We start from the raw sequence: 25,361 nt of genomic DNA on the forward strand, positions 1-25,361 counted from the left end.
TATGATTAATCCTCATAAATGTAAATATTATATATTGATAATACTCATGTTTGTAAATAAAAGTTGCATTTGGGTGAAATTCTTCTTTAAAAAATTTCAATATTAATTTAGAGACATGTCCCACCAAGCCAACAAAGGATTTTGGAATCGAAATGAGTTTAAAGTAATTCTTGGATACCTAGTTGGTAGCTGGACGCTACTAGAATTCACCAGTTTTAGTTTGGAGCGATTAAATATCTCTTCGCTCTGGTCAGAGATCTTCCTCAAAGCGGTTCTCTGGTTCATTCCTTCCATACTAATCATAGCAATTGTTCCTGCTACATCCAAATTCTTCCGAGTTCTCAGGCGAGTATTTCCGCTAGTCAACATCCTAGCAATAGGAGGTATTCTCGTTTTTTCGTTTTGGGGACGCGAACTCGGGACCATGACAGAAGTTGTCAGCTATACAGATCAGGATGGTAAGGATGTCTCAAAGACTGTACTTAAAAGCGAATTTGTCACGCGAATCATTGTGTCTCCTTTCCAAAATAAAAGTGAAAATTCGTCTGAATTAGAATGGATAGGTAGAGGAATATCAGAAGCATTCGAGCTTAATCTGGGACAACACCACTTTGTGGACATCCAGCATTCATCTGCAAATTCAACCAAGGTTGAGTTGGTAGACCTACTAAAAAGGTATTGCGACTACTTAGTCGAAGGAGATTATGAATTCAAAAATGATAGTCTCTTTCTTGATTATAAGATCTACAACAAAAGTTATAAGCTTGTTACAAACGGAAGAATAGGTGCAAAAAACCTATTTGACGCCTCCGATCAATTGAAAAAAATTTCTCTAAATAAACTAGACCTAAGATTCGACAGAGAAAGAACTATCGACTTACCTTTTGAGGACTTTGTCACGAAAAGTGAAAAAGCATTCGCTCACTTTGTAAATCGTAGGTATAACAAAGCGATTGAAGAAGATCCTCTTTTTGCATACGCATATCTAGAAGAATTGCGAAATGTTCATTACAGCACAGGAGGAGATCTTTATTTAAAAAAATTGGCGCAGCAAGCGATCGAAGTTGGTAATACACTTCCCGAAAGTGACCAACTCCTTTTGCAAGTTTACTATTTCATGGCAGTCGACAATAAGGAAAAAGCCAAGCAAGCCTTTGAAAATTTTGCTTCACTTTTTCCTGGCAATCCCAATGTTCAGGAAAATCACATCTTATTCCTTTCAAGAAATGGATTTAGTGAAGAGGCTTTGAATTTAGCCTTAGCAGATTTTGAAAAGAAGCTGATTAGAAGCAATACATCTTTTTTGATGAGGGCATTACTTCAAGAAAAAGGTGAGGCAGATATATTGGAGGAACAACTGCGTAAGGTAGAAAACCTCATTTCCAAAAAGGATTTTCAAATGACGATGGGAGAAATTGAAATGTTGCGCGGCAATTATTCAAAAGCTCGAACATATTATGAAAATGTACATCTCATCGACCCATTGAATAAAGTAATTGACAGCCTAATCAAGGTGACTCATTTCATGGAAAGTGTTCCACAGGACAGTATTAAAAAATGGAATTCATTGTTCGCTGGTGAATACCTGCCAGATCATATTGATCAAGTTCTTACATTTAGAGAAGTTGATGGCAGAATGGTCTTCAGACCTGTTAATCAAGCTCCATCGGTCATGTATTATATCGGGCCGGAAAAAATTTATGAAGGTGATGCTTTTTCTTCAACAAAATATCAGCACATAACAACTCTAAAACGGAATGAATTTAATGAAGTAATCAAGTTCCAAGATGTGATATATCGAGCAAATCGAGAACCATTTGAAAGTTATGGTTTTAGATTAGTTCCTGGATTATATGAGGGAATTAGTGCTTTCAGAAGGGGAGATTTTTCAACCGCAGATTCCTTATTATCGAACATTTGGAACCGTGATTCGAGTTACTACTACTTAAAGTCCTATCTCGATGCAATTGCCAATATCGATCAAGATAAAACACGTTCAATGATGGAATTACTTGATGGCAAAGCCTTTCAATTTGATAATGAAAAACACCTTGAATATTCGCTCAAGTTCGTTGTAGAAGAGGACCAATTACTCATCGTTCCATACGAAGGAGGTATTCGGTTGGCTTATCACCTTGGAGATGGTTGGATTTTGAATGAGCTAAGAAGAAACCAAAAATATAGGTTGATTGAAGGCGATGAACTATCACTTGAAATATATCTCTATAATCATCAATCTGATGAATATGATTTCGTTCTGAATGCCCATGAAGTTTTGAATGAATGACATTCATGATACAAATTATGACATTTCATGCAATACATAATGCGTGCATATAATCAATGAATGAGATTTGTAGTAAATACATAAACACATGATTACTTGCTACGTCAACTACAAGATTGATCCCGATAAACTTGAAGAGTTTGAAAACTATGCCAAAATGTGGATTCCTTTAGTCACAAAATTTGGTGGAACTCATCATGGATATTTTCTGCCTCACGAAGGCGCCAACAATGTTGCTGTGGCTCTATTTAGTTTCGAGTCTTTAGCAACATATGAAGTCTATAGAAAGGATAGCTTGAAAGACGCTGACTGCATCGCAGCATATGACTATGCGAAGAAAACCAAATGTATTGTTAGTTACGAGCGAAACTTTATGAGACCAGTTTTAAATTAAAACTTACTCATATATCATTCTTCCTTCCATCTCAAACCAGGTTTTATACATGTCTTGATGTATTGCCTCTACCCTGGGTCTACGAACTTTCAATGATGGAGTCATTAGTCCATTGTCGACGGTCCACTGCTCCTGCATGATCACTGCTTTTGCAACTTTCTCGTGACTCATCAATGTCGGATTTACTTCATCTATCGTGGCCAGAATGGAGTTTTCCAAATCGTCTTTTTCTTTCTCATTTGCTCCTTCTGAAGGTACGATGAGAGCAATAGGTTGTGCAATTCCCATACCTACCACACATATCTGTTCAATATCTGTGTTTTTGGAAAGCTTCATCTCTATTTGGGAAGGGGTAACATACTTCCCTTTGTCTGTTTTGAATTGATCTTTTATTCTTCCCGTGATGCTTAAGTATCCATCGTGATCATACTCACCGATATCTCCTGTCTTTATATATCCATCTTCTGTAAAAACTTGTGCTGTCTTTTCGGGCTCTTTGTAGTACCCAACCATGAGTGCATCGCTTTTTACCTGTATTTCTCCTTCAGCCGATAACCGTGCCGTTGCACCTGGAAGCGGTCTGCCCACAGTTCCAAATCTATTGGAACCGATAATGCTAAAGTGAGATAGTATGCAATCCTCCGTCATACCATATCCCTGCAAAATGTTGATTCCTAATTTATCATACCATTCCAGTAAACTAACAGCAATAGGAGCTGCGCCAGTGTAGCAAAGTTTCGCTTGATTCAAACCCAATTTCTGTCGAATCTTCTTTTTAATAATATTCCCAAGAAGGGGTAATGAAATAAGTGTATCCAATTTTTTTTGAGGGAATTTTTCAAGGATCTTTTCTTGAAATTTTTGCCAAATTCTCGGAACTGCCACAAAAAATATAGGATTTACAGTGGCAAGGTCTTCGGCAAATGTATCCAGTGATTCAGGGAAGCTAACTTGGCCACCGCAGTAAATAGAAACCATTTCAATACCTATCCGCTCTGCAATGTGCGACAAAGGAAGGTAAGAGAAATACGTGCAGTTATCAGGCACGTGTAGTGTTGGCTTTGTAAGGCTGCCCATTAGGTTAAAAGAACTCACTTTATGCATCACTCCTTTCGGGTCTCCAGTGGTTCCAGAGGTATACATGATGGTGATTAAATCATCAGGATTTAGACCCGGAGATTCAAAACTCGAGTGGTCTTCTTTAACAATTTCTTCCCATGTATGTTGCTCATCAACACCATACAATTGAATCCCGATTCTAGTCATTTCCTCCGGAACACCAGCTTTTTGCTTTGTGTAGTCATCCAATTTTCCAACAATGATCGCTTTGGATTCACTATGAATTAGTATTTCATTGATAGAGCGGTCATCAAGTGTTGGATATAGAGGCACAGATATGAATCCACCCAGCATGATTGCTAAATCTGCCATAAACCAATGCGCACAGTTTTTAGATAACAGTGCCACATGATCCCCTTGCTTTAATCCCATCTTATGAAGACCGGCTGCTATTGATAAGGCTTGATCATAGACTTCCTGTCGTGAATATTCTATGAACTTTCTATTGATTGGTTGCCTCAGGAAAATGAAATTAGGATCTTTTTCAAGCCAATGATAATAAGCTTCTAGCGGTGTATTATGTTCAATCATGCCAGCAAGGATGTTAGGTTTCCTATAAGTTAAACCATTTCCTTGATTTTCTGATAATTGAGATGGAATTATGACCTACTTCAAGCCCCGTACCATTTCCTTTTTCCCCATAGCTCCTTGTAGGGTTTCGACTCCAAACCCAGCGGCTGAAAGGTTCCTTTTGAACTGACCTTGGGCACAATAGGTGGTAAGAACTCCACCACTTTCAAGTAATGAATAACACTTTTTTAAGTTGTTCACCGACCAAACTTCCGGCTGTTTACTTGGGGCAAATGCATCAAAATAGATGATATGATAGGTTTGATCAGTGTGAAAATCTTCGAGCTTGCTTTGAGATTTTAGTAACGAAAACTTGTTCGTAAGCTGCACTTCATCTTCCCATTTAGACGTATGAATGTCTAACAATATTTCTTTCTCTTCATCCGAGTTATAAAAATTGAGATTCTCATACAGTTCTTTTTTAATTGGGAAAGGCTCCAAAGAAGTAAACACTACATCCTGATTAAATTGATCGCAGAATTCAGCAGTTAAAAACGCATTGAGCCCTGTACCCAAGCCTATCTCAAGGATTCTAATTTGATCAGTATTGTTTTTCGCTCGCCAATATTCCAAGCCTTCTTTTATAAAGACATGCATCGACTCCCCTCTTGCTCCTCGTGTAGAATGGTATGTTTCGTTGAGTTCCTCATCAAATAAACTGTGGGAACCATCCTCCGTAGTTATGATCTTTATTGGCATCAGTCTTTGTAAATAAGCACTGTAGCATGTGCCGCTACTCCTTCTTCTTTCCCAACAAATCCTAGCTTCTCAGTAGTTGTGGCTTTAATGGAAATATCATCTTCATCAATTTCCATAACACCAGCAAGACACTTCTTCATCTCAGGAATATGTGGATTGAGTTTAGGCATTTCTAAGCATACCGTGGAATCTACATTGCCCACTTTATAACCCTTTTCACTAATGATTTGAATAACCTCTTTTAGAAGGATTTTACTGTCGATTCCTTTGTATTTAGGGTCCTTATCTGAAAAGTGAAACCCAATGTCTCGCAAGTTGGCAGCACCGAGCAATGCATCACATATTACATGAATTAGTACGTCAGCATCTGAGTGTCCATATGCGCCATGAGAATGAGGAACTTTGATTCCACCAATCCAAAAATCTACACCTTCTGCTAGTGCATGAACGTCGTATCCGTATCCTACTCGTATGTTGGGTTTGCTCATGCGATCAAAGATCGTCTTTTTTCCTTTTGGCGCGAATCTTTTTTACGATTGTAACGACAATAAAAGCTAGAATTCCGAAAGGCCACAGTGCCAGCAGGTAAACCATAAAGGTCAAGAATCCTTGCCATCCCGCTGTTATTGAATTGATGATTCGCGTACCAAATCCGGGCCTAGGTTCTTGGTTCAGCTCGTATGGTACCAGCTCATAAAACGAAATATCTATAGTGCTGAAATTTACACGATGACTTAACAACTTAAATTGACCTTCTAGTGACTCTATCTCTGTTCTAACCTGGTTCAGGTTTCTCTCAACTTCCAGAATATCTCTCACATTTTCAGCTTTCTTCAGAATCTCTTGGTAGCGTTCTTCAAGCTTTTTCTTGTTTTCGATTCGGGATTGCAGGTCATAATAACGTTCGGTTACGTCATCCGTATTTACCCAACGATTATCCAGCTTTTTGTCTTTAGTAAGTGCACCTATCAATGGATTAAAATGCTGAGGTGGTACTTTGATGCTTACATTATAGTTAATGCGATCATAACCTTTGTTTTCGTTTTCAGAGCTTATATAAGCTTCAAACTGTTCTAAGAGCGAACTAATTCTTTGATACTCATTCTGAGTACTTTCTACCTGATAGGATAACCCTCCGGTCTTTACGACCTTTTTCTCAAACGTAGGGTCCGATTGTTGAGGACTCGAGACCTTCCTCATAGTTGTCAAATCGGACACTTCCGTTTCAGTCGCCATTGCATAAGCCTCGCTTGCCGAAGGTTTTGAATCTGTACTTCCTCCGCCACAAGCTGCCATCAAAAAAACAATAAGAATAGTGAGTGTTTTCATGTTTTTGAGGTTTTAGAAAAGATTCAAGCTACAAGAATCTTACCAGTTCATTCAGATTTAGATTTGAAATCAGTGCAGTCTAAACGTAAGTCTTCTGTTTTTAACTCCTTATTAATAAAGCCACAGTAATGAGAATTGGCTTCCTTTTGGTGGAACTGACAGCCATAGCATGTTCGCTGTACTTCAATGATTCCTGATTGATTGAGGTTAAATATCACTTTGACCAAACCATCATAAATGGCTTGATTAGCAGGTAAACCCATTCCTTCAATACTCTTACGAAGGGGAGAATCAAAATCTTGCAGCGTATCTACCAATCTAGCTCCTCTTGCTGTCAGAGAAATAGTATACCTACGCGCATCCTCTCCCGTCTCCTTATCAATAAGCCTTTTTTCAAACATCACTTTGACTGCATCGCTTATTGTCGGTTTCTTTAAGTTAAACTCCTTGGAAAGATGACTCACATTCGCCATCGAGCGATCATGACTTTTTAGAAATAGTAGGATCTGGATTTGAATTGGGCTAAGGCCGGTTTCTTTGGATTTCTCCCATAACAACACCCGAAATACTTCAGAAAGCCGCTCAATACCAACAACGATTTTGCTTGTGAGGTCTTCCTCCTGAAATTTGGGATCAAAACTATTTCTCATAAATCAAAGTTAGCAATCCTAATTAATTCTAAATAACAACAAAAAAGTTCAGCATTGATGCTGAACTTCTTCTTAAAATTTATGTCAGTTAGATTAGTTCTTAACCGTGTAGGGTAATGACAAATCCCCTGATGCTACACTATAAACTGCATAAACACCTAACATCGGCAGATTTGAATTGGATGTATTGACTTGCATGTACGCTGCAACTCCATCAAAATTGAATTGGGTCTTTCCTCCTACTCGATAGCTAGGTACTACAACCTTGATTTGATTGTCTTGAGTAACTACATGAAAGCCTGGTGAGTCCATATACATTGGCATACCAGGATTCGTGGGTGGTAGAGTCACATCATCTTTTTCAGGATCAAACTGCTTGACTGCTAAGCCCCCGGCAACGCGATCATCTTGCGTGAGCACAACCCAATGGGGATGCCATAAAATCCCATCATTCGCATAGTTTTTGTCATAATTTTCATCCCAGAGAGGCGTATCATCAAAGTCTGGATGTGAGGTTAAGGCCAATGCAACAATCCCATCCGTTTGACTAAAACCTACATCCGCTGATTTCAGATTCGTAGGAAAGACATAGCCCAATACCGGTGCACCATCAAGTTGACCAATTGCCGTCGGCGTTGAATTTCCGGCAGTCCCTTCAACAGTAATGGTGAAAATTAAATGCTCCAAGGACTGGTCATACTGTACTTCAGCATTCGAAATCTTAAGATCATCTGAGTCTTTAAACTTTGGATTTTCATTTTCTCCTTGAGAAAAGGACTGACAACTAATGGTTGAGACCAATAGAAGTAATAATAGATTTTTCATATTTATTTTTATTAGGATTCCTAACTTTTTAACAAACATACATATTATTATTAGGATTCCTAACTATTAGAAATAAAAAATATCACCAGTGTTCTTGAATAACAGCTAGAAGCAATGGATGAACTTCGCCACCTGATACCATTTCCCGTCCAAAAATGAAGTCATCACCTCCTTTAAAGTCTGTAACTGTACCGCCAGCTTCCTGAACGAGAATCACTCCGGCAGCAATGTCATACGAGTTAAGGTTGTATTCGAAGTACCCGCCATAACGTCCGCAAGCAACATAGGCCATATCAGCAGCAGCACTCCCCATTCTTCTCAAACCTTGTGTATCCTTCATTAGCCGATTGAGTATTCGCAAATATTCATCCAGCTGTTCAAATTCATAGTAGGGGAAACCTGTAGCTAAGACACAATCTGAAAACGATTTGGCTTTTGACACTTGAATGGACTTCTTGTTTAAGTAAGCTCCGCCACCTTTCCACGCATAGAAACATTCATCATTGGCTACTTCATAAACTACACCTGAAACAATCTTGCCATTGTGCATAAGACCAATGCTCACACAGTAGTTTGGAATGCCATGAACAAAGTTTGTTGTCCCATCTAATGGGTCTATAATCCATGTAAATTCTTTTTGACCTTGTGCGGTGGTTTCCTCTTCTGTAATGAACCCAGCCTCTGGAAGTATCCGCTGCAGGCCTTCAGTGATCTGCTTTTCAGATTCCTTATCTACGTATGAAACTAAATTGCTTTCTCCTTTAAACTCTACTGAATCATATGAAAATCGTGCGCGTTCTTGTCTGATGAAAGCTCCTGTTTCAATAGCTACCAAAACTACTTTTTCCGTTATTGATTCTAAGTTCATTTGGCTCCTTCCAAGATAATTACGAATTCCCCTTTTATGCTTTTAGATCCGAAGTGTTCGAGCACTGAATCAATGCTTCCAGTCACAGTCTCTTCGAATTTCTTTGTTAACTCTCTGGAAACTGAAACGTTTCGATCCCCCAATAATTCTTTGAATTGTTGCAAGGTTTTTAACAAACGATGGGGCGATTCATAATAAATAGCTGTTCTGCTTTCCTCTTTCATCGCTTCTATTCGAGTTTGTCTGCCCTTTTTATGTGGAAGAAAGCCCTCGAATACAAATCGCTCGCATGGAAAGCCTGATTTGATTAACGCAGGAACAAAAGCGGTTGCTCCCGGGAGTGAATCCACGGGTATGTCATTGGCAAGTGCTGCTCTAACAAGTAGAAATCCTGGATCTGAAATTCCCGGAGTACCTGCATCCGATATTTGAGCAATGGAAACACCATTTTTAAGTTTCTCAATTGCTTCATCAACTTTCTTATGTTCATTATGCGCATGGAAGCTTTGAGCAGGAGTTCCTATTTCGTAGTGCTTCAGTAAGAATCCAGATGTGCGGGTGTCTTCAGCCAAGATGAGATCAACCCCTTTGAGTACTTCTACTGCACGATAGGTCATGTCAGCAAGGTTGCCAATTGGAGTAGGCACTAAGTACAGTTTTCCAGGCTCGATGGTCATTCAGCCAAGTTAATTTATCTAATCCTGAAATGTAATAGTGTAGTGAAACTTGTCGAGTTTATAGACTCCTTTGATTGTTTGGGTAGAAGGAATTGAAAACTTCGCATATCCAAGCAAATCATCGTCTCCTAGATATTTTTCAATCCCTAGGTAATTCCTTTTTTCATATGCTTCTATGAGATTAGTATAGTGAATCCTTAATATCGGATCGATCTGCAATTCATTATTATCGGAATCTAGTTCAATAAGGAAGAGAATATAATTATTGACTTCATTTTGAACATTCCAGTCAAACTCGATTTCCATATTGCCTTTGCTGAAGTTGAATTTTTTAACCATTGCGGGCTCATTCAACTCCTTTGAGTTTGTATAATCATAAACAAATAGCATTAGCTCGTCACTCTTTGAAGAGACAACACTGAAGTCCTCGCTTAAATCGCTAGATGAAACAATTACTTTAATAGCATCTTCACCTACTTGTGAAAAAGCAATTGCATTAATAAAAAACGAAATTAAGAATGGGATGTACCTCACCACAGTACTCAGGAAAGTAACTTATCTATCGCTTCAGCCAAACGGTGATCATTATCCGTGACGATATCACCTGCATCGTGGGTACAAAGTTCTATTGAGACTGTATTGTAGACATTACTCCAGTTTGGATGATGATCCATCTTCTCGGCAACAATTGCTACCTGACTCATGAAGCCGAATGCTTCAACAAAGTCTTTGAATTCAAAGGTCTTTTTTAGTTTGTTGTCTTCTTCTTTCCACATAATGTTCATTTTACTGGAAAAAGTAAACTAAATGGATAGATGAGCAAACGAGATCGCGCGATTTTATTGTAAATCATTCAGAGCACTGGGCCTTTCATATGAAAGTAAGTCGCTTGATCGAAGGGTTTGATTGATTTGAGGGAATTGTTTACCTATTGAATAAATAGATTTTGCCATTCTTCATGCTAGTTAATGATAATATATCACTGTTGTTTTCATTAACACTATTAATCTCAAAACAATAAATGTCACCATTTTCGTCAATCCATTCCATAAAGTAGAAATCTGGATCGTATTCCGAATCGCAAGAATGAGATATTGAATACTTGTATACAGATTCAACTTTAGAATTCCAGTATTCGTACAATAGCCCATTATCAGAATAAGTCCATTTATTAGTCCTATCTCCTTCAGAATACCAAGTTCCAATAATTCCCTTTGATGGATCGGAAAATCGGATAGGTATAGCGGTGTTCGAATCTCTAATAAATTCCATAAATCCTCCTCTACCTACTACTCTTAAGGTTAAAGATTCATCATTTAAACTCGCTATCTCATAGCAATTCATTTCGCTATCGCTATTGCTTTTAAGTTTCAAATAGCTGGTATTTTGATTTACAAAAACTTCCTTATTACACTGCGGAGATGAATTTGAAATAGAAAACGAATACTCTTCAGTTAATTTGCCATTATAATACTCAAAGCATGTTTTTGGGTTCTTGAATATAAACCTCCAATTCGAATCCTCCTTAGAAACCCATGTTCCAACAATCAACTCATCTTCTTGTATTGTAGTAATTGACAAGATTGATAGGAATGCTGAAAGAGAAATAAAAATAGCTCTCATCTGTTATTCCCTCGTGTAATATTGAAGCTTACGAGTCCCTTTTAGATATTCCAAAGCCATTCTTTTTTCACCAAGGCCATTTATCTCATATTCAAATGATTTCTTTGGATATGTAATACCCTTTAGGGTAAGGATATGATGAGTGAGCTTCCCATTAAGTGATTTTTCTGATTTGATCGAATACCTAAAGGTCTGATAAATCTTACCTTCGTAATGATCATAACATTTTCCATCTTCTTTAAATACCCATTTACAAGTAAGGCAACCCTCTGGTTTCCAAGTTCCTATTATAAGTTGATTCGGAGACTGCTGAAATAGCAAAATCGATATCGTTGAGAGTAAACAAGCTTTATATAAAAAACACATAGCATTCTTCGTTTAGTTTCTCATTCTTTTGTAAAGTATTGAAGTCTACGAGTCCCCTTTAGATATTCCAAAGCCATTCTTTTCTCACTAAGTCCATTTATCTCATATTCATAGGATTCCTTTGGATTTGAGATATCTGTTAGTGTAAGAAAATGATGAGTGAGCTTCCCATTGAGGGACTTGCCTTCCGTGATGATATATTTATATTTTCCATAAACATCACCATCATGAATTTTCGAACATATTCCATCCTTAAATATCCACTTGCAAGTTTCACAACCCTTGGAGTTCCATTCTCCTTGGATTAACTCATCATTTGATTGAGCAATCAATAGACAATAGTTGGCTGTAATAGTTAAAATGAATGCAAATGTTTTCATATCAATAATTGAGTAGTTAAAAATCAACTTCCATATTATACACTTCTTCCTACTAAAACCTTTCAAATAAAATTGGTCTGTAATTGGCCCCAGTAATGTAGATTAGGCTTAAATGTTCATCTGTGACTCCATCTAGTTCATAACACAATTCTATTTTACTACCCGGAAGTGTTGATGATTCACTTTTCTCTGTCATTTTAAGATATAAATTGACTCCTTCATTAAGTGGTGTCAAACAGCTTGACTTCTTATTAATCTCATATCTATAAGTTACCCACACCTTGCCCTCATCATACTTGTCTATAGTTCCGTTTTCCTTAAAGACCCAGCGGTAATCGTAACCGTCTTGATCTGGCACCCATGTTCCAATAATTAGTTCGTCACTTGATTGAAACATACATGAAATAGATTTTGAAATAATAATGAGAAAAATGATATACGCTTTCACAGAAAAATGTTTTTATAAATGCTAGTGCCTTTCATATGAAAGCAAGTTGCCTGAATTGATTGGTCTTAGTTGAAGATGGGTTTTATTAATAGATAAAATTTCAAAACAAGATTTGTTCTCTTTTAACTCATCTTCTAGAATCAAATAATGGTCCTTCGTCAACCTCTGTGTCACATATAGAGCCTTCTTTTACTAATTTGAACTTGTATGTTGCTTCCAATTTACCTTCATAATATTCATAGCAGAATCCATTTTTATTAAATGATAATTGACATGTAGAACATCCCTTAGCTTTCCAGTTGCCAACTATCGGTATTTCATTTGACTCTTTTTGAGAAAATGAGATAAACGACCCAAAAACAAGTACAATTTCTAGCAATAATTTCATTACTTATTCAATACAATTTCTACTATAAAATCTACCCTCTTTTAAAGACCATAAATCGTCCAGCATTCAAATAACGGATCGTCAAATATTTGTCATTTAAGCTTGCTATTTCATAACAAAACTTACTTCCATTGTCCCTCTTAGTCAACTCTAAATAGCTGGTGTTGCTATTGACTGGGACGTCATATTCGCATTGAGGTGAGGAGTTGTTTATTTTAAACGAATACTTGTTTAGAAGTTTTCCTTGGGAATACCTTAAGCACTCGGAGCCTATAAAAACCCATTTATTACTAGGGTCTGATTCAGAAACCCATGTTCCAATAATCAACTCATCTTCTTGTATTGTTGTAATTGACAAGATTAATAGGAATCCAGAAAGAGAGATAAAAGTAGTTTTCATCGTTATTCCCTTGTGAAATACTGTAGTTTACGAGTTCCCTTTAGATATTCCAAAGCCATTCTTTTTTCACTAAGTCCATTTATCTCATACTCGTAGGACTCCTTTGGATTTGAGATATCTGTTAGTGTAAGAAAATGATGAGTGAGCTTCCCATTGAGGGACTTACCGGATTTAATTGAAAACCTATATGTCTGAAAAATCTTACCTTTATAATGATCATAACATTTTCCATCTTCTTTAAATACCCATTTACAAGTAGCACAACCCTCTGGTTTCCAAGTGCCTATTATAAGTTGTTCTGGGTTTTGATCAATTGCACCAAATGATGTTACAATTGTTAGGGGAATTACTACTTGTAAGAATGTCATAATTTTTTTCATGGTCTATTATTTAATTACAGTCAATATTGTTTTTGGTTTGTTTAAATAATTCTTCGCGGTGGTCTATACCTTTTGTACCCCCATTAATCAACACAGTTACTTTGGCTATGTCAGTATTTTTATCAAATTCTATTGATTTCATAACTCTATTTTCGAAGTACCAAAGAGCACTTATTACAGCTATGTCCATATTTGTAGCTATTTGTTCTGGCTTGCTAAGGAGGTCAGCCTTAGAATCATATTTAGATTTGTAGAACTTATTAAAGCTCCTATAATTCTCCCTCCCAGTTAATTGTATAATGCCTCGCCCCCGATATTTATAACCGTCACCTGAATTTACATTTCCTAAAGCGGCATTTTTATCACGATTAGAATCTTTGTATACATAGTTTGCAAACTTCTTTGAATTAACAAACACAGAGTTGGTTGACCTTTTATAATCTCTTGGATCTTCTTTTTTCGCATCCGCTGTCGGATCAGATACAGGATTGAAATATTTATCCCAGTAATCTTTTTTACCTAGTTTTTTCCATCTGTAATTTAGGTTCTCCTCAAAGGCTCCAAATTCTTTTCCCGAAACTACACTGGTACTTTCATGACCTGCTTGAGCTAAGAAATGTTGTAATTCCTCTTTCGTGTTGATTCCAAAATCTTTCGCATACTTGTTTAATTTTTCTGCTAAGGACTTTAGTGTTGCATCAGACGCATTCGGAAATGCTTTCTTCAAATCCTCTTTGGAGGTTTTACAATCTTCTCTTACGCATTTGCCTTTGCTGTCCTTAATAAATCCTTTATCGCATGGGTTTAATACTCCTACACCTTTCCCTTTGCCATCCTTTTTAGCACCATTCTTCTTTGATTCCTCATTCTTCTCCCCGTTATCATTGTTATCACCACCAGTTGGTGTCCCTCCAACTTCTTCCCATTCCGTCGGTTCACCACCTCCACAAGATCCACCTGTCGTCAAGACAATCTGATAACCTATCAGCGCGCCATTTAACATTATTGCTTTGACTTCTAAACAAGATCCACCTCCATCATCTCGTCCATTTGCATCATTTGCTACAGGCTCTCCATTCAAGTAATAGGTCTCCACTAGCACTTCATGTTCCAAGTTGAATCCTCTAACCCAACCTGAGTAATTGTTCAATCCTGAAGCAAAGGAGTACTCCTCATCTGGATCAAATTGTATAATCACTCCTACATAGCCAGACGATTCTGAATGAAGCGTTAGAAATTCACGCGTAAAGGATTCTCTTTCTTCTTTGGGTTCTAATGGAATGGAATAGTTAGGATCATCATTATCACTGCCTTCAAGCACGTATATCTGATCTAGGTCTAGCTCACCAAGATCCTCTGCTAGCCTTCCATTTTCGTTTTGCCAGTTTCTCAATCCTGATATTGCATCTTGCAATCGGCTATCATTATCCAACTCAACTTTTCTAAAAAAATCATCAAATTCCGGTTGAATTACGGAATGAAGATCATCATTACAACTAAGTGAAAACCCCACTGCTATAATGAGAATCCAATGGTAAAAAGTCTTTCTCATTGCTCCTTTCATTTATCGTTATTCCAGAGGGTGGTGGAATAAGATTAGGAGACAACAAGAAAACTGTTGCTAGATATGCAGTTGATTCGGTACCGTGTATACTATATGCTTACATAGTCTTCGGTCCACAATCACAATTATTTACTTTGAGGAGAAAAGGAGGTTTTTAAAGCGCGATAATGCCTTCTATCGTTTTGGCTTGTTTGTAGACATCTACCACGGCTTGGCTACTTGCCATTTGTTTGCTGAGTGTGATGCTTACATACTTATTGCCAGAGCTTGGCTTTACCCTTACATCGGCCCCAGGCACCAATGACTCAACTTTTGCCTGATGCTCAGGCTTAACGATAAACTTGAATGTATAATTATCCGGAAACTCATGTGTCCCTTCCAACTTCTCTAGAAATGATGCTTCGTCCCAGCTCATACTCATTAATTTAAATGTATTCTACTACTATAAAAAAAGCCACCCCGATAAAGTTCGGAATGGCTTTCTAAAAGATTCAATTTTGAACCTTAGAAGAACTTATATCTCATATCTTCAATATCAGCGAATTCCTTAACCGCCTCATCAATTTTTCTTGGTACGAAAAGTCTGAAGTAGGAAAGAGGGAAGTCAGCAATCATTGCATTTTGACCCAATCTCTGACGAGAAACCTGAAGAGCAAACGTTGAATAATCTTCAACATCAGCAGGAAGATCCTTAGCAGAAAGCTTCACTACTATAACACCATCTTGAATCGCGAATGCTTGTGTAATTTCTTCTTCATCTAGCGCGAACGAAAGGCCAATTGCCTCCGGTGCATAGCCTACACCGTTAATGCTGCTAGAGAACATTTGAAAATCTGCAGTACCTGTTCGAGCTCCGTCGCCGTAAGCAACAGCCATTGACTCAACGTCAGAAGCATCAAGACCGCTTAGCGTATTCAAAATGTTATCTGCTTTCTTCTCGTTTCTAACCTTACGCTCTACCTGGTTTCTAACTTCATCCAGGTTTGCTACACCTTCTTCTTGCTCAGAAGTCATTGCAGCAACAACATATCTATCGCCAATTTCTTTCACGTCAGAAACAGCTCCCACAGAAGCGTCATTGTAAAGCCATAGAACTAAAGTTCTTGCTTCAGCCAGAGGGCCTACTCTTTGCGAGTTTTTATCTATTCGATTTGCTTCTCTAACCGTGAAACCTTGCTCATCAGCAAGTCTTTTGAATTCTTCCAGATTTCCAGCAGACGCTGCAAATAAATCTGCTTGTCTGTATGATTCGTTAATCGTCTCATCAGATATGAAGAAGTCTTTCTTCATTTTAGCCACTCTGTAAAGCACGCTGTCTGGAGTAATTTCGTCTGCTCTTGAAAGCTTGTAAAACTCATAAGATCCATTCACGATAGCTGGTGTAGAAACATATCCTACATCCTTGCCTTTTAATGAATCCGGTAAATTTTCTTCTACATATGTAATGAATGGGTACGGATCATCAGAGTTGATAACCACAAAGCTCGAATCATTATCGCTACTAGCTAATGACATCTTCAGGTTATTAACTTCATCCATAACAATTGCTGTATCCGCACTTGATGCTTTAAGATCAAATACTACGTATGACATGCTTCTTGTCTCTGGTCTTTGAAATTCTGACTCATGAGAATCAAGGTAGCTTTGAAGTTCACTGTCCGCGATGCTTACAGAAGAATCCGAAACACTTAAGTAAGGAACATACAAGTAATCAATAGTTGCAGTAGCATTCTGACTTGTGTACTCATCCTTAGCTTCGTATTTCGTCACGTAGTTAGTCTTCGTGAATAGGTTTGAATACTTCTCAATTTTTCTACTTGGAATTAAAGACTGCTCGAAAGAAATCCATGAATCTCTTTGCTGAGGTGCCGCTTGTTGAAGACTGCCAAGGAACGACGTTACGTTCTCTTTGTTGAATAGTCCTGTTTGCGGATCTGCAAAAAACTGTCGTATCTGAGGGCTGATGTTTGCTCCCTGTACCATATCTACAAGCTCTGCATTAGTTACTTCAATGCCTAGCTCTTCAAACTGTGTCTCGTACGCTTTATCTAAAATAAGTGCGTTCCAAGCTTGATTTCTTATTTGGTCTGTCTCTTGCTGAATTGGGTTTCTTCCAGTGTTTAGTGCAAAGTTGTAGGAAAGAACATCAACTTTGTTTTGAAACTCGGCATTGGTAATTCCCTGTCCTGCGATCTCTCCGATATCAGGATTATCTCCGCCACCTAGCAGTGTGGAATTTCCAATTAGGTCCGTTCCAATGAAAGCGACCATAGTGACCATGATTGCTCCCACCACGATCTTACCCATCTTGTTTCTCAGTGTGCCTATTAGTGCCATGTTATCTAATTGCTCTTTTTATAAGGTCGGCAAAAATAAGGAAATAATTTGCTATTGGCTATTCACTTTACAATTGAATTTAATCCGTTAACTTCTTGATAATCATGAACCTAAATTATAGAGGTTCTCAACCACGCAATCATTAAGAATTAATGCCCAGATTCTGCGGCATTTGCAGTAGATAATTCTGTGTTTCTGCTCCAGAAATATGCGAGACTTAAACCTGAAATTATATGCCAAATTCCCCACCATGCCGCCACAATCGCCATTCCGCCTAAACCTTCAAAAAAGCTGAAGATGAGAATAAGGCCTAGCCCAGAATTTTGTATGCCTGTTTCAATAGCAATGGATCTTCTGTCTGCCTGTTCCAATTTGAAGAGCTTCCCAATTTGATACCCTGTTGTAAGTGCTACCGCATTGTGCGCCAATACCAAGAGCAGTACAAGGTGGATGTATTCTAAAAACAAATTGAAATTGGCGCTGAATGCTAAGCACACAATCACTGCAAAAATGAAAATGGAGCTATAATGCATGATTGGATGCAATTTGTCCGCCATCTTCGGTTTCCAACTCCGCAACGCCATGCCTAAAATAAGTGGGATTAAAAGCAGCATCGTGATGGTCTTCAATAACTGCCAGAAATCTAGGCTTACTTCTGTGAGGATGACCGCAGTTGGTTCATACATACTTGCCCAAAGTGTCAAGTTTATCGGCGTCATGAAAATCGCCAATGAACTAGATACTGCTGTAAGACTTACTGATAGTGCTGCATTTCCTCTAGCCATTGCCGCCATAAAGTTTGAAATATTCCCTCCGGGGCAAGCGGCCACGAGCATCATCCCCAAAGCAAAGCTTGGTCTGGGCTGAACTATTAATATTAGGAGGTAAGTCAGCGCAGGCAATATCAAAAATTGGGAGAGAATACCTGCAAAAGCAGCCTTCGGGTTTCTTAATACATGAAGAAAGTCATTCAAATGAAGGTTTATGGCAACCCCAAACATGATGAATCCCAGGCTTATGTTGAGGTAAAAGAGGTTCGCCTCACTAAAGTTTAATGTGACCTGATCGATGGCTTCCATGAATGGAAAGATAGGAATAAAAAAACCCGCTAAAAATTTAGCGGGTTCGGAAAGCTTACTGCTAGCTATTGTTTCCGGATGATAATATCTCCTTGCATATTCTTAAATGTGTATTCCGGTCCACCTCCATTTATGTCTCCAAAGACCCATGAGTTTATTGATACTTTGTACGCTCCATCGTCCGTGTTTACTTCTGGCTTTGAGCGATCAACAGTCATCTCAAAATCTGTGAATATCTCACCACGATCCGACTTCATCTTAGCTCTTGCTTTGATATTGTCAGGGAAAGTAACATCTACGTCACCATTTAATGTCACAAATGACATAGGTTCATTTGGTGTGATCGATTTGAAGTTTACCAGTATGGTGCCATTCACGGTATTCGATACGATCGATCCACTCATGTCTTTGAGGGTGAGCGGACCATTCACTGAAGAAATTTCATGAGTTCCATCCACACCAGTCACTTCTACCTTTCCATGAATCGTGGAAACCTCAAGGTCAAAGTTGGCAGGAATCTTAATATTCAGATTGATTGGCTTCTTCCAGGAGTTTGTCTCGATCTCCACTACATTATTGTCTTCGGAAGCCTCCAATTCTACCGGGCTGCTCGAAATTCGCTTCATGCCGGCAGGCACATTTCTTTTTCGGTCTCTGTCACGATCGTGATCGTCACAACTGTCGCAGTCTCCTGCTTCACCGGCTGTTGCTTCTATGAGCACCTCTCTCCCATTGTATGCTTCAATTGTCAGATTCCCTCTAACCAAGCCTACATCCAGCTTGCCTCTTTTGTCTGGTGAACTTAAAGGCACCGTTATTTTCTCATTGAATTCCTGAGCCCAGGCACTTCCTGAGGCTACGAGAAACAATATGATTAATACTTTTTTCATTGTCTTAAAATTTTAATTTATTCCCTTTTACAGGGTTGATTTTTTTAAATAAATATTTCCATTGATGCTGCGAAAGGATAGTTCAGGTCCCCCTGAGCCAATTTCCACACCTGTTTTTGTTCCTATTTTGTACTTCCCATTTTCATCACTCTTTTCCACTTTTGGGCTCATCTGCTGATAATTAAAGGCAGTGAAAATGTCTCCATGCATGGTGTCAAAGTAAATTTTCGCATTGAAGTTCTTCGGTAGTTCAAAATTGAAATCGCCATTGACCGTATTGAATGCAATCGCTTCTTTTGGGCTTTCCAAGAAGTTGATCGTGACATCTCCATTTACTGTGGATGCTTGAAGCACTTTTCTGGCGTTTTTGATCTCCACTTCACCATTAATGTTGCAAGCTTTCACCGGGCCATCGATGTCTTTTATTAATACATCTCCTTTGTTGATTGTTCTTGCATCTAACTTGACATTTTTTGGAACCTTAAGCTTGTATTGGTATTTGAAATTATACTTGGGTTGTTCCTGCATGTCGTACCCAACAAAATTCCCCCACTTGCATTTTTTAATGAAAGGCGCATTGGTGTAGAATACGAGCGAGTCAGAAGTCTTCAATTCTCCCAATTTCAACTCCCTTTTCGCTTTTTCCAGCAACTCCTCTGATCTGGCTGACATCTCTATTGTAAGTGATAAGTGTACTTTATTGTCAGTAGATCTTTCCACTTCAATTCCTCCATTGATGTTGTTGATCATAACCACCATTTCACTGGGGTTATCGATTGCATAAGTCTTTGTAATTTCTACTTTGTCACCCTTCACGTAAGGGTTGATCAAAGTCATTAGTATGAGTAATAATTTCATTGTCTTTTTATTTAAGTGTTTTTGAGTGTTTTGATACTTTCATTGAGTTTTTCCTTCACAAATTCATCCTGAACGCTCTCTTGCAATTGCTCCATGGTTTCTACTGAAGACCTTTCCTGAATAGCCACCAAAACGTCCGCTATGGCTATAAGTACCAAGGGTGACTCTTGCATTTTGAGTGCGTCAACCAATGCTTGTCTCACGTTTGGTTCATCAACATACCTGACCAGAGATTCTAAACTTGCGAGCCTTACATTGACATTTTCGTCATTGTTGAGTGTAGCAATTAATGCATTCACAACTTTCTCATCTGCTTTTGGAAGCTCTGCTGCAAGGTTTACAGCACGTATGCGTTCTTGCGCTTTTGGCTGCTCAATAAGTGTGAGCATCATCATTTCTTTCATACTCTGAATCTCATTGCTAAGCTGCTGGATATCCTGTTGCTGATCTTGAGAGGGAAGCATCCACCACCCAATAAACAAGCCCATTACCAATGCCGCTAACCCGACTTGCCAGCTTCTCGTCATTTGCTCAACAATCCAGTCCAGCACATTTGGTCGAGACTCTTTTTGTCGATGTGCATAAGCCGCCATCATTCCTTCGAATCTCGCATCCATCGCTTGAGAAGGCTCCGGCCGATCAATGTCTTCAAAAAGATCCCAGGTCTTTTCAAGATCGTTAAGTTCCGTTTTTACCTCAGGGTTAGCTTCCAGAAATTGATCCAGGGCTTTCTCCTCCTTCTCGCTGATCTCGCCAGTAAGTTTATCCTGCCAGAGTTCCGTTGCTATTTTCTTAGTAATCTTCATCATGCATCAAGTTTTATGTATGATTCTCTTAATTCTTTCAATATTCTGTGTACCCGTACTTTAATTGCACTTTCGGTTACACCAAGCATTTCTGCCACCTTTGCATATTTCACCTTCTGGAATCTGACCAATTCTATCAGTTCTCTTTTTTCATCTGAAAGACTCGCCAGGGCTTTCTTCAAGTAATTCAATTCGTCAGATCGTTCCATTTCTACCTCCTGATTTTTGGTTTCGCTTAGCTTCTCTTCATAAGGATTCATATCTTCTTGAAAAGCATATCGCTTGTTTTTGCGATAATGATCGTGATGTACGTTTCTAGCCATTTGAAATGCCCAGACTTCAAAATCTCCATTGTCCTTATAGGTGTGTTTGTACTTTAAAATGCGCATAAACACATTTTGAACTAAGTCTTCGCTTGTCGCTCCATCATTGGTCATTCCGTAAAAGAATCCAAAGAATCTTCGGCTATATCTTTTGTAAAGGAGGTTGAGTTTGTCTACCTCTCCCTCTTTTACTTTCATCATCAGGCTATGGTCTTCCAGTAGGTTCATTTGGTGCATTCTGACGGGGAAACTTAAGTAATTTCGGAAGGTTACATCTTGATTGGAAATTTTCTGAAATTCATGCGTAGGTTTGAAGCATGAACTTCGAGAACCTCAAAAAAGAGCTAAGCGGCGAATTCCATACCGGGAAGGCGCTAAGGCGCATATATGCGACAGATGCATCAGCCTATCGAGAGATTCCCGAAGCAGTAGCTATCCCTAAAACGGATGAAGACCTTAAGAAACTGATTCGATTTGCTACCGAAAATAAAACATCCATTATCCCAAGAACTGCTGGCACTTCCTTAGCTGGACAAGTAGTAGGTGGAGGAATCGTAGTAGATGTTTCGAAGCACTTTACCAACATAATCGAGATCAATACGGATGAAGAATTCGTTCGGGTTCAGCCAGGAATAGTTAGAGACGAGTTGAATCGCGTGCTTGAGGACCATGGATATTTCTTCGCACCAGAGACCTCTACCGCCAATCGTGCGATGATTGGAGGGATGATTGGAAATAACAGCTGCGGATCAAACTCAGTAGTTTATGGAAGTACAAGAGAGCACTTATTAGAAGTAAAGGCACTTTTATCTGACGGTTCAGTTGCTCATTTCAAGGAAACTCAAGATTTGAGAGGAGCATCCGATTTGGAAAATTCCCTCTATGAGAGCGTTTCTGAGATCTTGCTTGATGAAAGCAACGTCAGCCGGATTAAGAAAGAGTTTCCAAAACCGAATATCCCTAGAAGAAATACCGGCTATGCATTAGATATGTTAGCCAGCATGAAGCCTTTCAATACAAAAGGTGATGCTTTCAATTTTTGTTCACTCATCGCCGGATCAGAAGGTACTCTTGCTTTTGTCACAGAAGCAAAGCTGAAGATCACTAAGATTCCAGAAGGTTTCAAACGCCTAGTCTGTGTACATAGTAAGACCGTAGATGATGCGCTCAAAGCAAACCTCATTGCGCTAAACTATCAGCCGTATGCCTGCGAATTGATGGATCATTACATCCTCGAGGCAACAGCAAGAAATAAAGAACAGGCTGCGAATCGGTTTTTTGTCGAAGGGGAGCCTAAAGCCATTTTGGTTGTTGAGTTGATTGGTGAAACAGAGAAGGAAGTAGACATTCGAATCCTAAATTTCCTCACCGAGCTAGGCAAACAGCGACTGGGCTATGCATTCCCCATTGTCAGCGGAGACGATATCAAGAAAGTATGGAATCTCAGAAAAGCCGGTCTGGGATTGCTTTCGAATATTCCTGGAGATACTAAGCCAGCACCCGTAATTGAAGATACAGCGGTCGATGTAAAGGACCTTCCCAACTACATTGGCGACTTTAATAAAATTCTACAGAAGCACGATTTATACAGTGTGCATTATGCGCATGCAGGCTCAGGCGAATTGCATCTAAGACCTTACCTAAACTTAAAAACTGACGAGGGAGTAAAGCTTTTTAGGACCATAGCCGAGGAAATTGCGGACTTGGTGAAAAAGTATGAAGGCTCACTATCCGGCGAACATGGAGATGGACGGTTAAGAGGTGAATTTATCCCTAAAATGATTGGCGAGGAAAACTACCAGCTACTCAAAAAAGTGAAGAACACATGGGATCCTAACAACATTTTCAACCCCGGAAAGATTGTAGGTACGGCCCCAATGGACACGTCACTACGCTATGAAAAAAATCAGGATACGCCCCAATATGAGACCATGCTTGATTTTTCAAAAGATCAAGGGATTGTAAGATCTACAGAATTGTGCAACGGATCCGGCGACTGTCGTAAATCTGAGTTGACCGGTGACACCATGTGCCCAAGCTATCAAGCCACAAGAGACGAAAAAGATACAACCAGAGCCCGGGCCAACATCTTGAGAGAAATGCTTTCGAGACCGGAAGAGGCGAATCCATTTGCAAGTCCGGAAATAAAAGAAGTTTTAGACCTCTGCCTGTCTTGTAAAGGGTGCAAAAGTGAGTGCCCTTCCAATGTGGATATGGGAAAGCTGAAAGCTGAGTGGCAGTATCAATCTATGAAAGAAAACGGGGCTCCCTTTCGAACAAAGATGATCGCCAACTATGCTAAAAGCATGGAACGGTTTGAAAAAGCTCCTTGGGCTTACAACCTCACAAGAAATATTTCCAAACCTATGCTTGGGTTTGCCAGCAAAAGATCAATCCCTAAGATGGCTAACCAGACCCTTCGATCTTGGTTTGATAAAAAATTCCATTCACTACAGCGAAAATCCAAAAAGACGGTTTACTTCTTCTTTGATGAGTTTACGAATTATTTGGATGTAGAAATAGGTAAAAAAGCCATCATGCTTTTAGACCGGATGGGATATGAGGTTCGGGCAGCAAATCATGTAGCCAGTGGGCGACCGTATTTATCAAAAGGAATGCTTGAGGAAGCGGTGGCCTTGGCAAAGGAAAATGTGAGCATGTTTCATGGACTTTTGAAAAAGGACGTTTGCCTGGTAGGTATTGAACCATCCGCAATTCTCACCTTCAGGGATGAATATCCAGATCTACTTAGAGGTAAAGAACAAGAACAAGCATTAAAGGTGGCTGAAAAAGCATTCACCATCGAAGAGTTTTTGGCTAAAGAGTTAGATGCAGGGAACCTGACCCCCTCAGACTTGCCGCGAACTAAACAGAAAATACTGGTGCATGGCCACTGCCATCAAAAAGCAGTCTCTTCAATGACTCCAACGATGAAGGTGTTAAAAGCAGCTGAAAATTTCAAAGTGCAAATGATTCCGAGTGGGTGCTGCGGAATGGCGGGTTCTTTTGGCTATGAAAAAGAACACTATGAAGTATCGATGAAGATTGGCGAGCTCATTCTTTTCCCAAAGGTGAGAGAGGCCGAAGAGGATACGATCATTCTTGCGTCAGGTACTTCCTGTCGTCATCAGATATTGGATGGCACCGGCAAGGTAGCTCGTCATATAGTTGAAATCCTTTGATCAGGATAAAAACTGCTCTGTCCTCCAGACATACCAAAGTTTTCCATTCATCTTCTTAGTAAATCCTGTGTGACCCCCATATTTTGGCGTTTCTAGAAAAACAGTTTCACTTTTCTTACACGCGTCAACAGGATAGCAATTCCTTGAAAGCATGGGATCATTCAAGGCGTTTACAATTAACAATCGGTTGTCAATTTTGGAAAGGTATTGATGGCATGACCACTTTTCATAGTATTCTGCCAATGTCTCATACCCATGTAATGGAATCAAGTACCTATACAATTCAACAAGAGTTGTTACGTGTACTAATGCGCTCAAGTCAAATAATTCAGGGAAATCGATAGCTTTCAGGCGAATCTTTCTCTTCCATTTCTTTAAGAAGCTTTTCTCTAAAAACTTATTTAATCCCTTATTAAGATTTTCAGAAGCAGCCCGTAAATCCATTGGAGCTGAAATGGCTATCGCTTTTCTAATATTTGAATCCACATTGTCGCTCCCCAAGTAGTTAATAACCATGGTTCCTCCCATTGAGAAACCAAGAAGGTTAATGTTTTGATAGCTTTTCCCTGCATGTTGAATTACTTCATGAAGATCCTGAATATCCCCATGATCGTAAAACCTGGGCAACCGATTCATTTCCTTGCTGCAACTTCGATAATGCCAGACAAGAATATCATAGCCCTGCTTCTGAAGAGCAGAAACGGATTGCTCAATGAAATGGTCCTTTGAGTTTCCTTCCAGCCCATGTGAGATTATAATTAGATCATTAGCCCCTGACTTTAGCCAGTCCAAATCCAGGAAGTCACCATCATCCAACTCCAACCGCTCTCGAGTGTATGCCACCTGACCCACTTTGGTTGTAAAGTATGGAATCAGTGTTTCCATATAGGAATTAAAGTATAAGAGTGGTCGTTTAGAA

29 protein-coding genes are annotated in these 25,361 nt (G+C 39.0%); 3 read left to right on the forward strand and 26 right to left on the reverse strand.

Going from position 1 to position 25,361, the window contains the following annotated elements:
* Positions 1–115: 115 nt before the first annotated feature.
* A complete protein-coding gene (locus ACY650_RS08205) occupies positions 116–2,287 on the forward strand; it encodes a tetratricopeptide repeat protein (protein ID WP_462253597.1) in 2,172 nt (723 codons plus the stop codon).
* Positions 2,288–2,375: 88 nt separating this feature from the next.
* Positions 2,376–2,681, forward strand: a complete 306-nt coding sequence (locus tag ACY650_RS08210) for an NIPSNAP family protein (protein ID WP_462253599.1) — start codon at positions 2,376–2,378, stop codon at positions 2,679–2,681.
* 3 nt (positions 2,682–2,684) lie between these two features.
* Here the strand turns inward: ACY650_RS08210 and ACY650_RS08215 are convergent, their stop codons facing one another.
* From ACY650_RS08215 to ACY650_RS08335, 25 genes are all read right to left on the reverse strand, one after another.
* Positions 2,685–4,331 (reverse strand): AMP-binding protein, encoded by a 1,647-nt coding sequence (locus ACY650_RS08215; RefSeq protein ID WP_462253601.1) that lies wholly within the window; start codon positions 4,329–4,331, stop codon positions 2,685–2,687.
* A 75-nt stretch (positions 4,332–4,406) separates the two neighbouring features.
* Positions 4,407–5,069 (reverse strand): tRNA (5-methylaminomethyl-2-thiouridine)(34)-methyltransferase MnmC2, encoded by a 663-nt coding sequence (gene mnmC2 / locus ACY650_RS08220; protein ID WP_462253603.1) that lies wholly within the window; start codon positions 5,067–5,069, stop codon positions 4,407–4,409.
* Positions 5,069–5,557, reverse strand: coding sequence for a 2-C-methyl-D-erythritol 2,4-cyclodiphosphate synthase (ispF, locus tag ACY650_RS08225; protein WP_462253605.1), 489 nt, complete (start codon positions 5,555–5,557; stop codon positions 5,069–5,071). Before ispF ends, mnmC2 begins: the two co-directional genes overlap by 1 nt.
* 4 nt (positions 5,558–5,561) lie before the next feature.
* Positions 5,562–6,398, reverse strand: coding sequence for a DUF4349 domain-containing protein (locus ACY650_RS08230; protein ID WP_462253607.1), 837 nt, complete (start codon positions 6,396–6,398; stop codon positions 5,562–5,564).
* Positions 6,399–6,445: 47 nt separating this feature from the next.
* The gene (locus tag ACY650_RS08235; RefSeq protein WP_462253609.1) at positions 6,446–7,048 is read right to left on the reverse strand and encodes a MarR family winged helix-turn-helix transcriptional regulator; all 603 of its coding nucleotides are present in this window, start codon (positions 7,046–7,048) and stop codon (positions 6,446–6,448) included.
* A 93-nt stretch (positions 7,049–7,141) separates the two neighbouring features.
* On the reverse strand, positions 7,142–7,873 hold the full coding sequence (locus ACY650_RS08240; protein ID WP_462253611.1) for a hypothetical protein: 732 nt from the start codon (positions 7,871–7,873) through the stop codon (positions 7,142–7,144).
* An 82-nt stretch (positions 7,874–7,955) separates the two neighbouring features.
* Positions 7,956–8,741, reverse strand: a complete 786-nt coding sequence (locus ACY650_RS08245; RefSeq protein ID WP_462253613.1) for an inositol monophosphatase family protein — start codon at positions 8,739–8,741, stop codon at positions 7,956–7,958.
* A complete protein-coding gene (gene rsmI, locus ACY650_RS08250) occupies positions 8,738–9,418 on the reverse strand; it encodes a 16S rRNA (cytidine(1402)-2'-O)-methyltransferase (RefSeq protein WP_462253615.1) in 681 nt (226 codons plus the stop codon). Before rsmI ends, ACY650_RS08245 begins: the two co-directional genes overlap by 4 nt.
* 18 nt (positions 9,419–9,436) lie before the next feature.
* A complete protein-coding gene (locus ACY650_RS08255) occupies positions 9,437–9,955 on the reverse strand; it encodes a hypothetical protein (RefSeq protein ID WP_462253617.1) in 519 nt (172 codons plus the stop codon).
* Between the two features lie 5 nt (positions 9,956–9,960).
* Complete coding sequence (locus ACY650_RS08260) at positions 9,961–10,194, reverse strand: 4a-hydroxytetrahydrobiopterin dehydratase (protein ID WP_462253619.1); 234 nt, start codon at positions 10,192–10,194, stop codon at positions 9,961–9,963.
* A 148-nt stretch (positions 10,195–10,342) separates the two neighbouring features.
* Positions 10,343–11,041, reverse strand: a complete 699-nt coding sequence (locus tag ACY650_RS08265) for a hypothetical protein (RefSeq protein WP_462253621.1) — start codon at positions 11,039–11,041, stop codon at positions 10,343–10,345.
* 3 nt (positions 11,042–11,044) lie between these two features.
* Complete coding sequence (locus ACY650_RS08270) at positions 11,045–11,407, reverse strand: hypothetical protein (protein ID WP_462253623.1); 363 nt, start codon at positions 11,405–11,407, stop codon at positions 11,045–11,047.
* 20 nt (positions 11,408–11,427) lie between these two features.
* The gene (locus ACY650_RS08275) at positions 11,428–11,787 is read right to left on the reverse strand and encodes a hypothetical protein (protein ID WP_462253625.1); all 360 of its coding nucleotides are present in this window, start codon (positions 11,785–11,787) and stop codon (positions 11,428–11,430) included.
* 52 nt (positions 11,788–11,839) lie between these two features.
* A complete protein-coding gene (locus ACY650_RS08280; RefSeq protein WP_462253627.1) occupies positions 11,840–12,184 on the reverse strand; it encodes a hypothetical protein in 345 nt (114 codons plus the stop codon).
* Positions 12,185–12,362: 178 nt separating this feature from the next.
* Complete coding sequence (locus ACY650_RS08285; protein ID WP_462253629.1) at positions 12,363–12,623, reverse strand: hypothetical protein; 261 nt, start codon at positions 12,621–12,623, stop codon at positions 12,363–12,365.
* A gap of 31 nt (positions 12,624–12,654) precedes the next feature.
* A complete protein-coding gene (locus tag ACY650_RS08290; protein ID WP_462253631.1) occupies positions 12,655–13,023 on the reverse strand; it encodes a hypothetical protein in 369 nt (122 codons plus the stop codon).
* A gap of 2 nt (positions 13,024–13,025) precedes the next feature.
* Positions 13,026–13,403 (reverse strand): hypothetical protein, encoded by a 378-nt coding sequence (locus ACY650_RS08295; protein ID WP_462253633.1) that lies wholly within the window; start codon positions 13,401–13,403, stop codon positions 13,026–13,028.
* 10 nt (positions 13,404–13,413) lie between these two features.
* Positions 13,414–14,955: a glycoside hydrolase family 19 protein gene (locus tag ACY650_RS08300; protein WP_462253635.1), complete on the reverse strand. Its 1,542-nt coding sequence runs from the start codon at positions 14,953–14,955 to the stop codon at positions 13,414–13,416.
* 166 nt (positions 14,956–15,121) lie between these two features.
* Positions 15,122–15,382, reverse strand: coding sequence for a DUF493 family protein (locus ACY650_RS08305; RefSeq protein WP_462253637.1), 261 nt, complete (start codon positions 15,380–15,382; stop codon positions 15,122–15,124).
* An 89-nt stretch (positions 15,383–15,471) separates the two neighbouring features.
* A complete protein-coding gene (locus tag ACY650_RS08310; RefSeq protein ID WP_462253639.1) occupies positions 15,472–17,304 on the reverse strand; it encodes a peptidylprolyl isomerase in 1,833 nt (610 codons plus the stop codon).
* 149 nt (positions 17,305–17,453) lie between these two features.
* Positions 17,454–18,383 carry a bile acid:sodium symporter family protein gene (locus ACY650_RS08315; RefSeq protein WP_462253641.1) on the reverse strand — a complete coding sequence of 310 codons (930 nt, stop codon included), beginning with the start codon at positions 18,381–18,383 and terminating at the stop codon, positions 17,454–17,456.
* Positions 18,384–18,448: 65 nt separating this feature from the next.
* The gene (locus ACY650_RS08320; protein ID WP_462253643.1) at positions 18,449–19,273 is read right to left on the reverse strand and encodes a DUF4097 family beta strand repeat-containing protein; all 825 of its coding nucleotides are present in this window, start codon (positions 19,271–19,273) and stop codon (positions 18,449–18,451) included.
* 27 nt (positions 19,274–19,300) lie between these two features.
* Positions 19,301–20,131, reverse strand: coding sequence for a DUF4097 family beta strand repeat-containing protein (locus ACY650_RS08325; protein ID WP_462253645.1), 831 nt, complete (start codon positions 20,129–20,131; stop codon positions 19,301–19,303).
* Positions 20,132–20,142: 11 nt separating this feature from the next.
* The gene (locus tag ACY650_RS08330) at positions 20,143–20,940 is read right to left on the reverse strand and encodes a HEAT repeat domain-containing protein (protein ID WP_462253647.1); all 798 of its coding nucleotides are present in this window, start codon (positions 20,938–20,940) and stop codon (positions 20,143–20,145) included.
* The gene (locus tag ACY650_RS08335; RefSeq protein WP_462253649.1) at positions 20,937–21,488 is read right to left on the reverse strand and encodes an RNA polymerase sigma factor; all 552 of its coding nucleotides are present in this window, start codon (positions 21,486–21,488) and stop codon (positions 20,937–20,939) included. The genes ACY650_RS08330 and ACY650_RS08335 overlap by 4 nt, the downstream gene beginning before the upstream one ends.
* Positions 21,489–21,577: 89 nt before the next feature.
* On the opposite strand from ACY650_RS08335, the gene ACY650_RS08340 reads away from it, so the two are divergent.
* Positions 21,578–24,442 (forward strand): FAD-binding and (Fe-S)-binding domain-containing protein, encoded by a 2,865-nt coding sequence (locus ACY650_RS08340; protein ID WP_462253651.1) that lies wholly within the window; start codon positions 21,578–21,580, stop codon positions 24,440–24,442.
* On the opposite strand, the gene ACY650_RS08345 is transcribed toward ACY650_RS08340, so the two are convergent.
* Positions 24,443–25,327: a YheT family hydrolase gene (locus ACY650_RS08345; protein WP_462253653.1), complete on the reverse strand. Its 885-nt coding sequence runs from the start codon at positions 25,325–25,327 to the stop codon at positions 24,443–24,445.
* Positions 25,328–25,361: the final 34 nt, after the last annotated feature.

The organism is Ekhidna sp., from assembly GCF_963691765.1.
Classification (GTDB): domain Bacteria; phylum Bacteroidota; class Bacteroidia; order Cytophagales; family Cyclobacteriaceae; genus Ekhidna.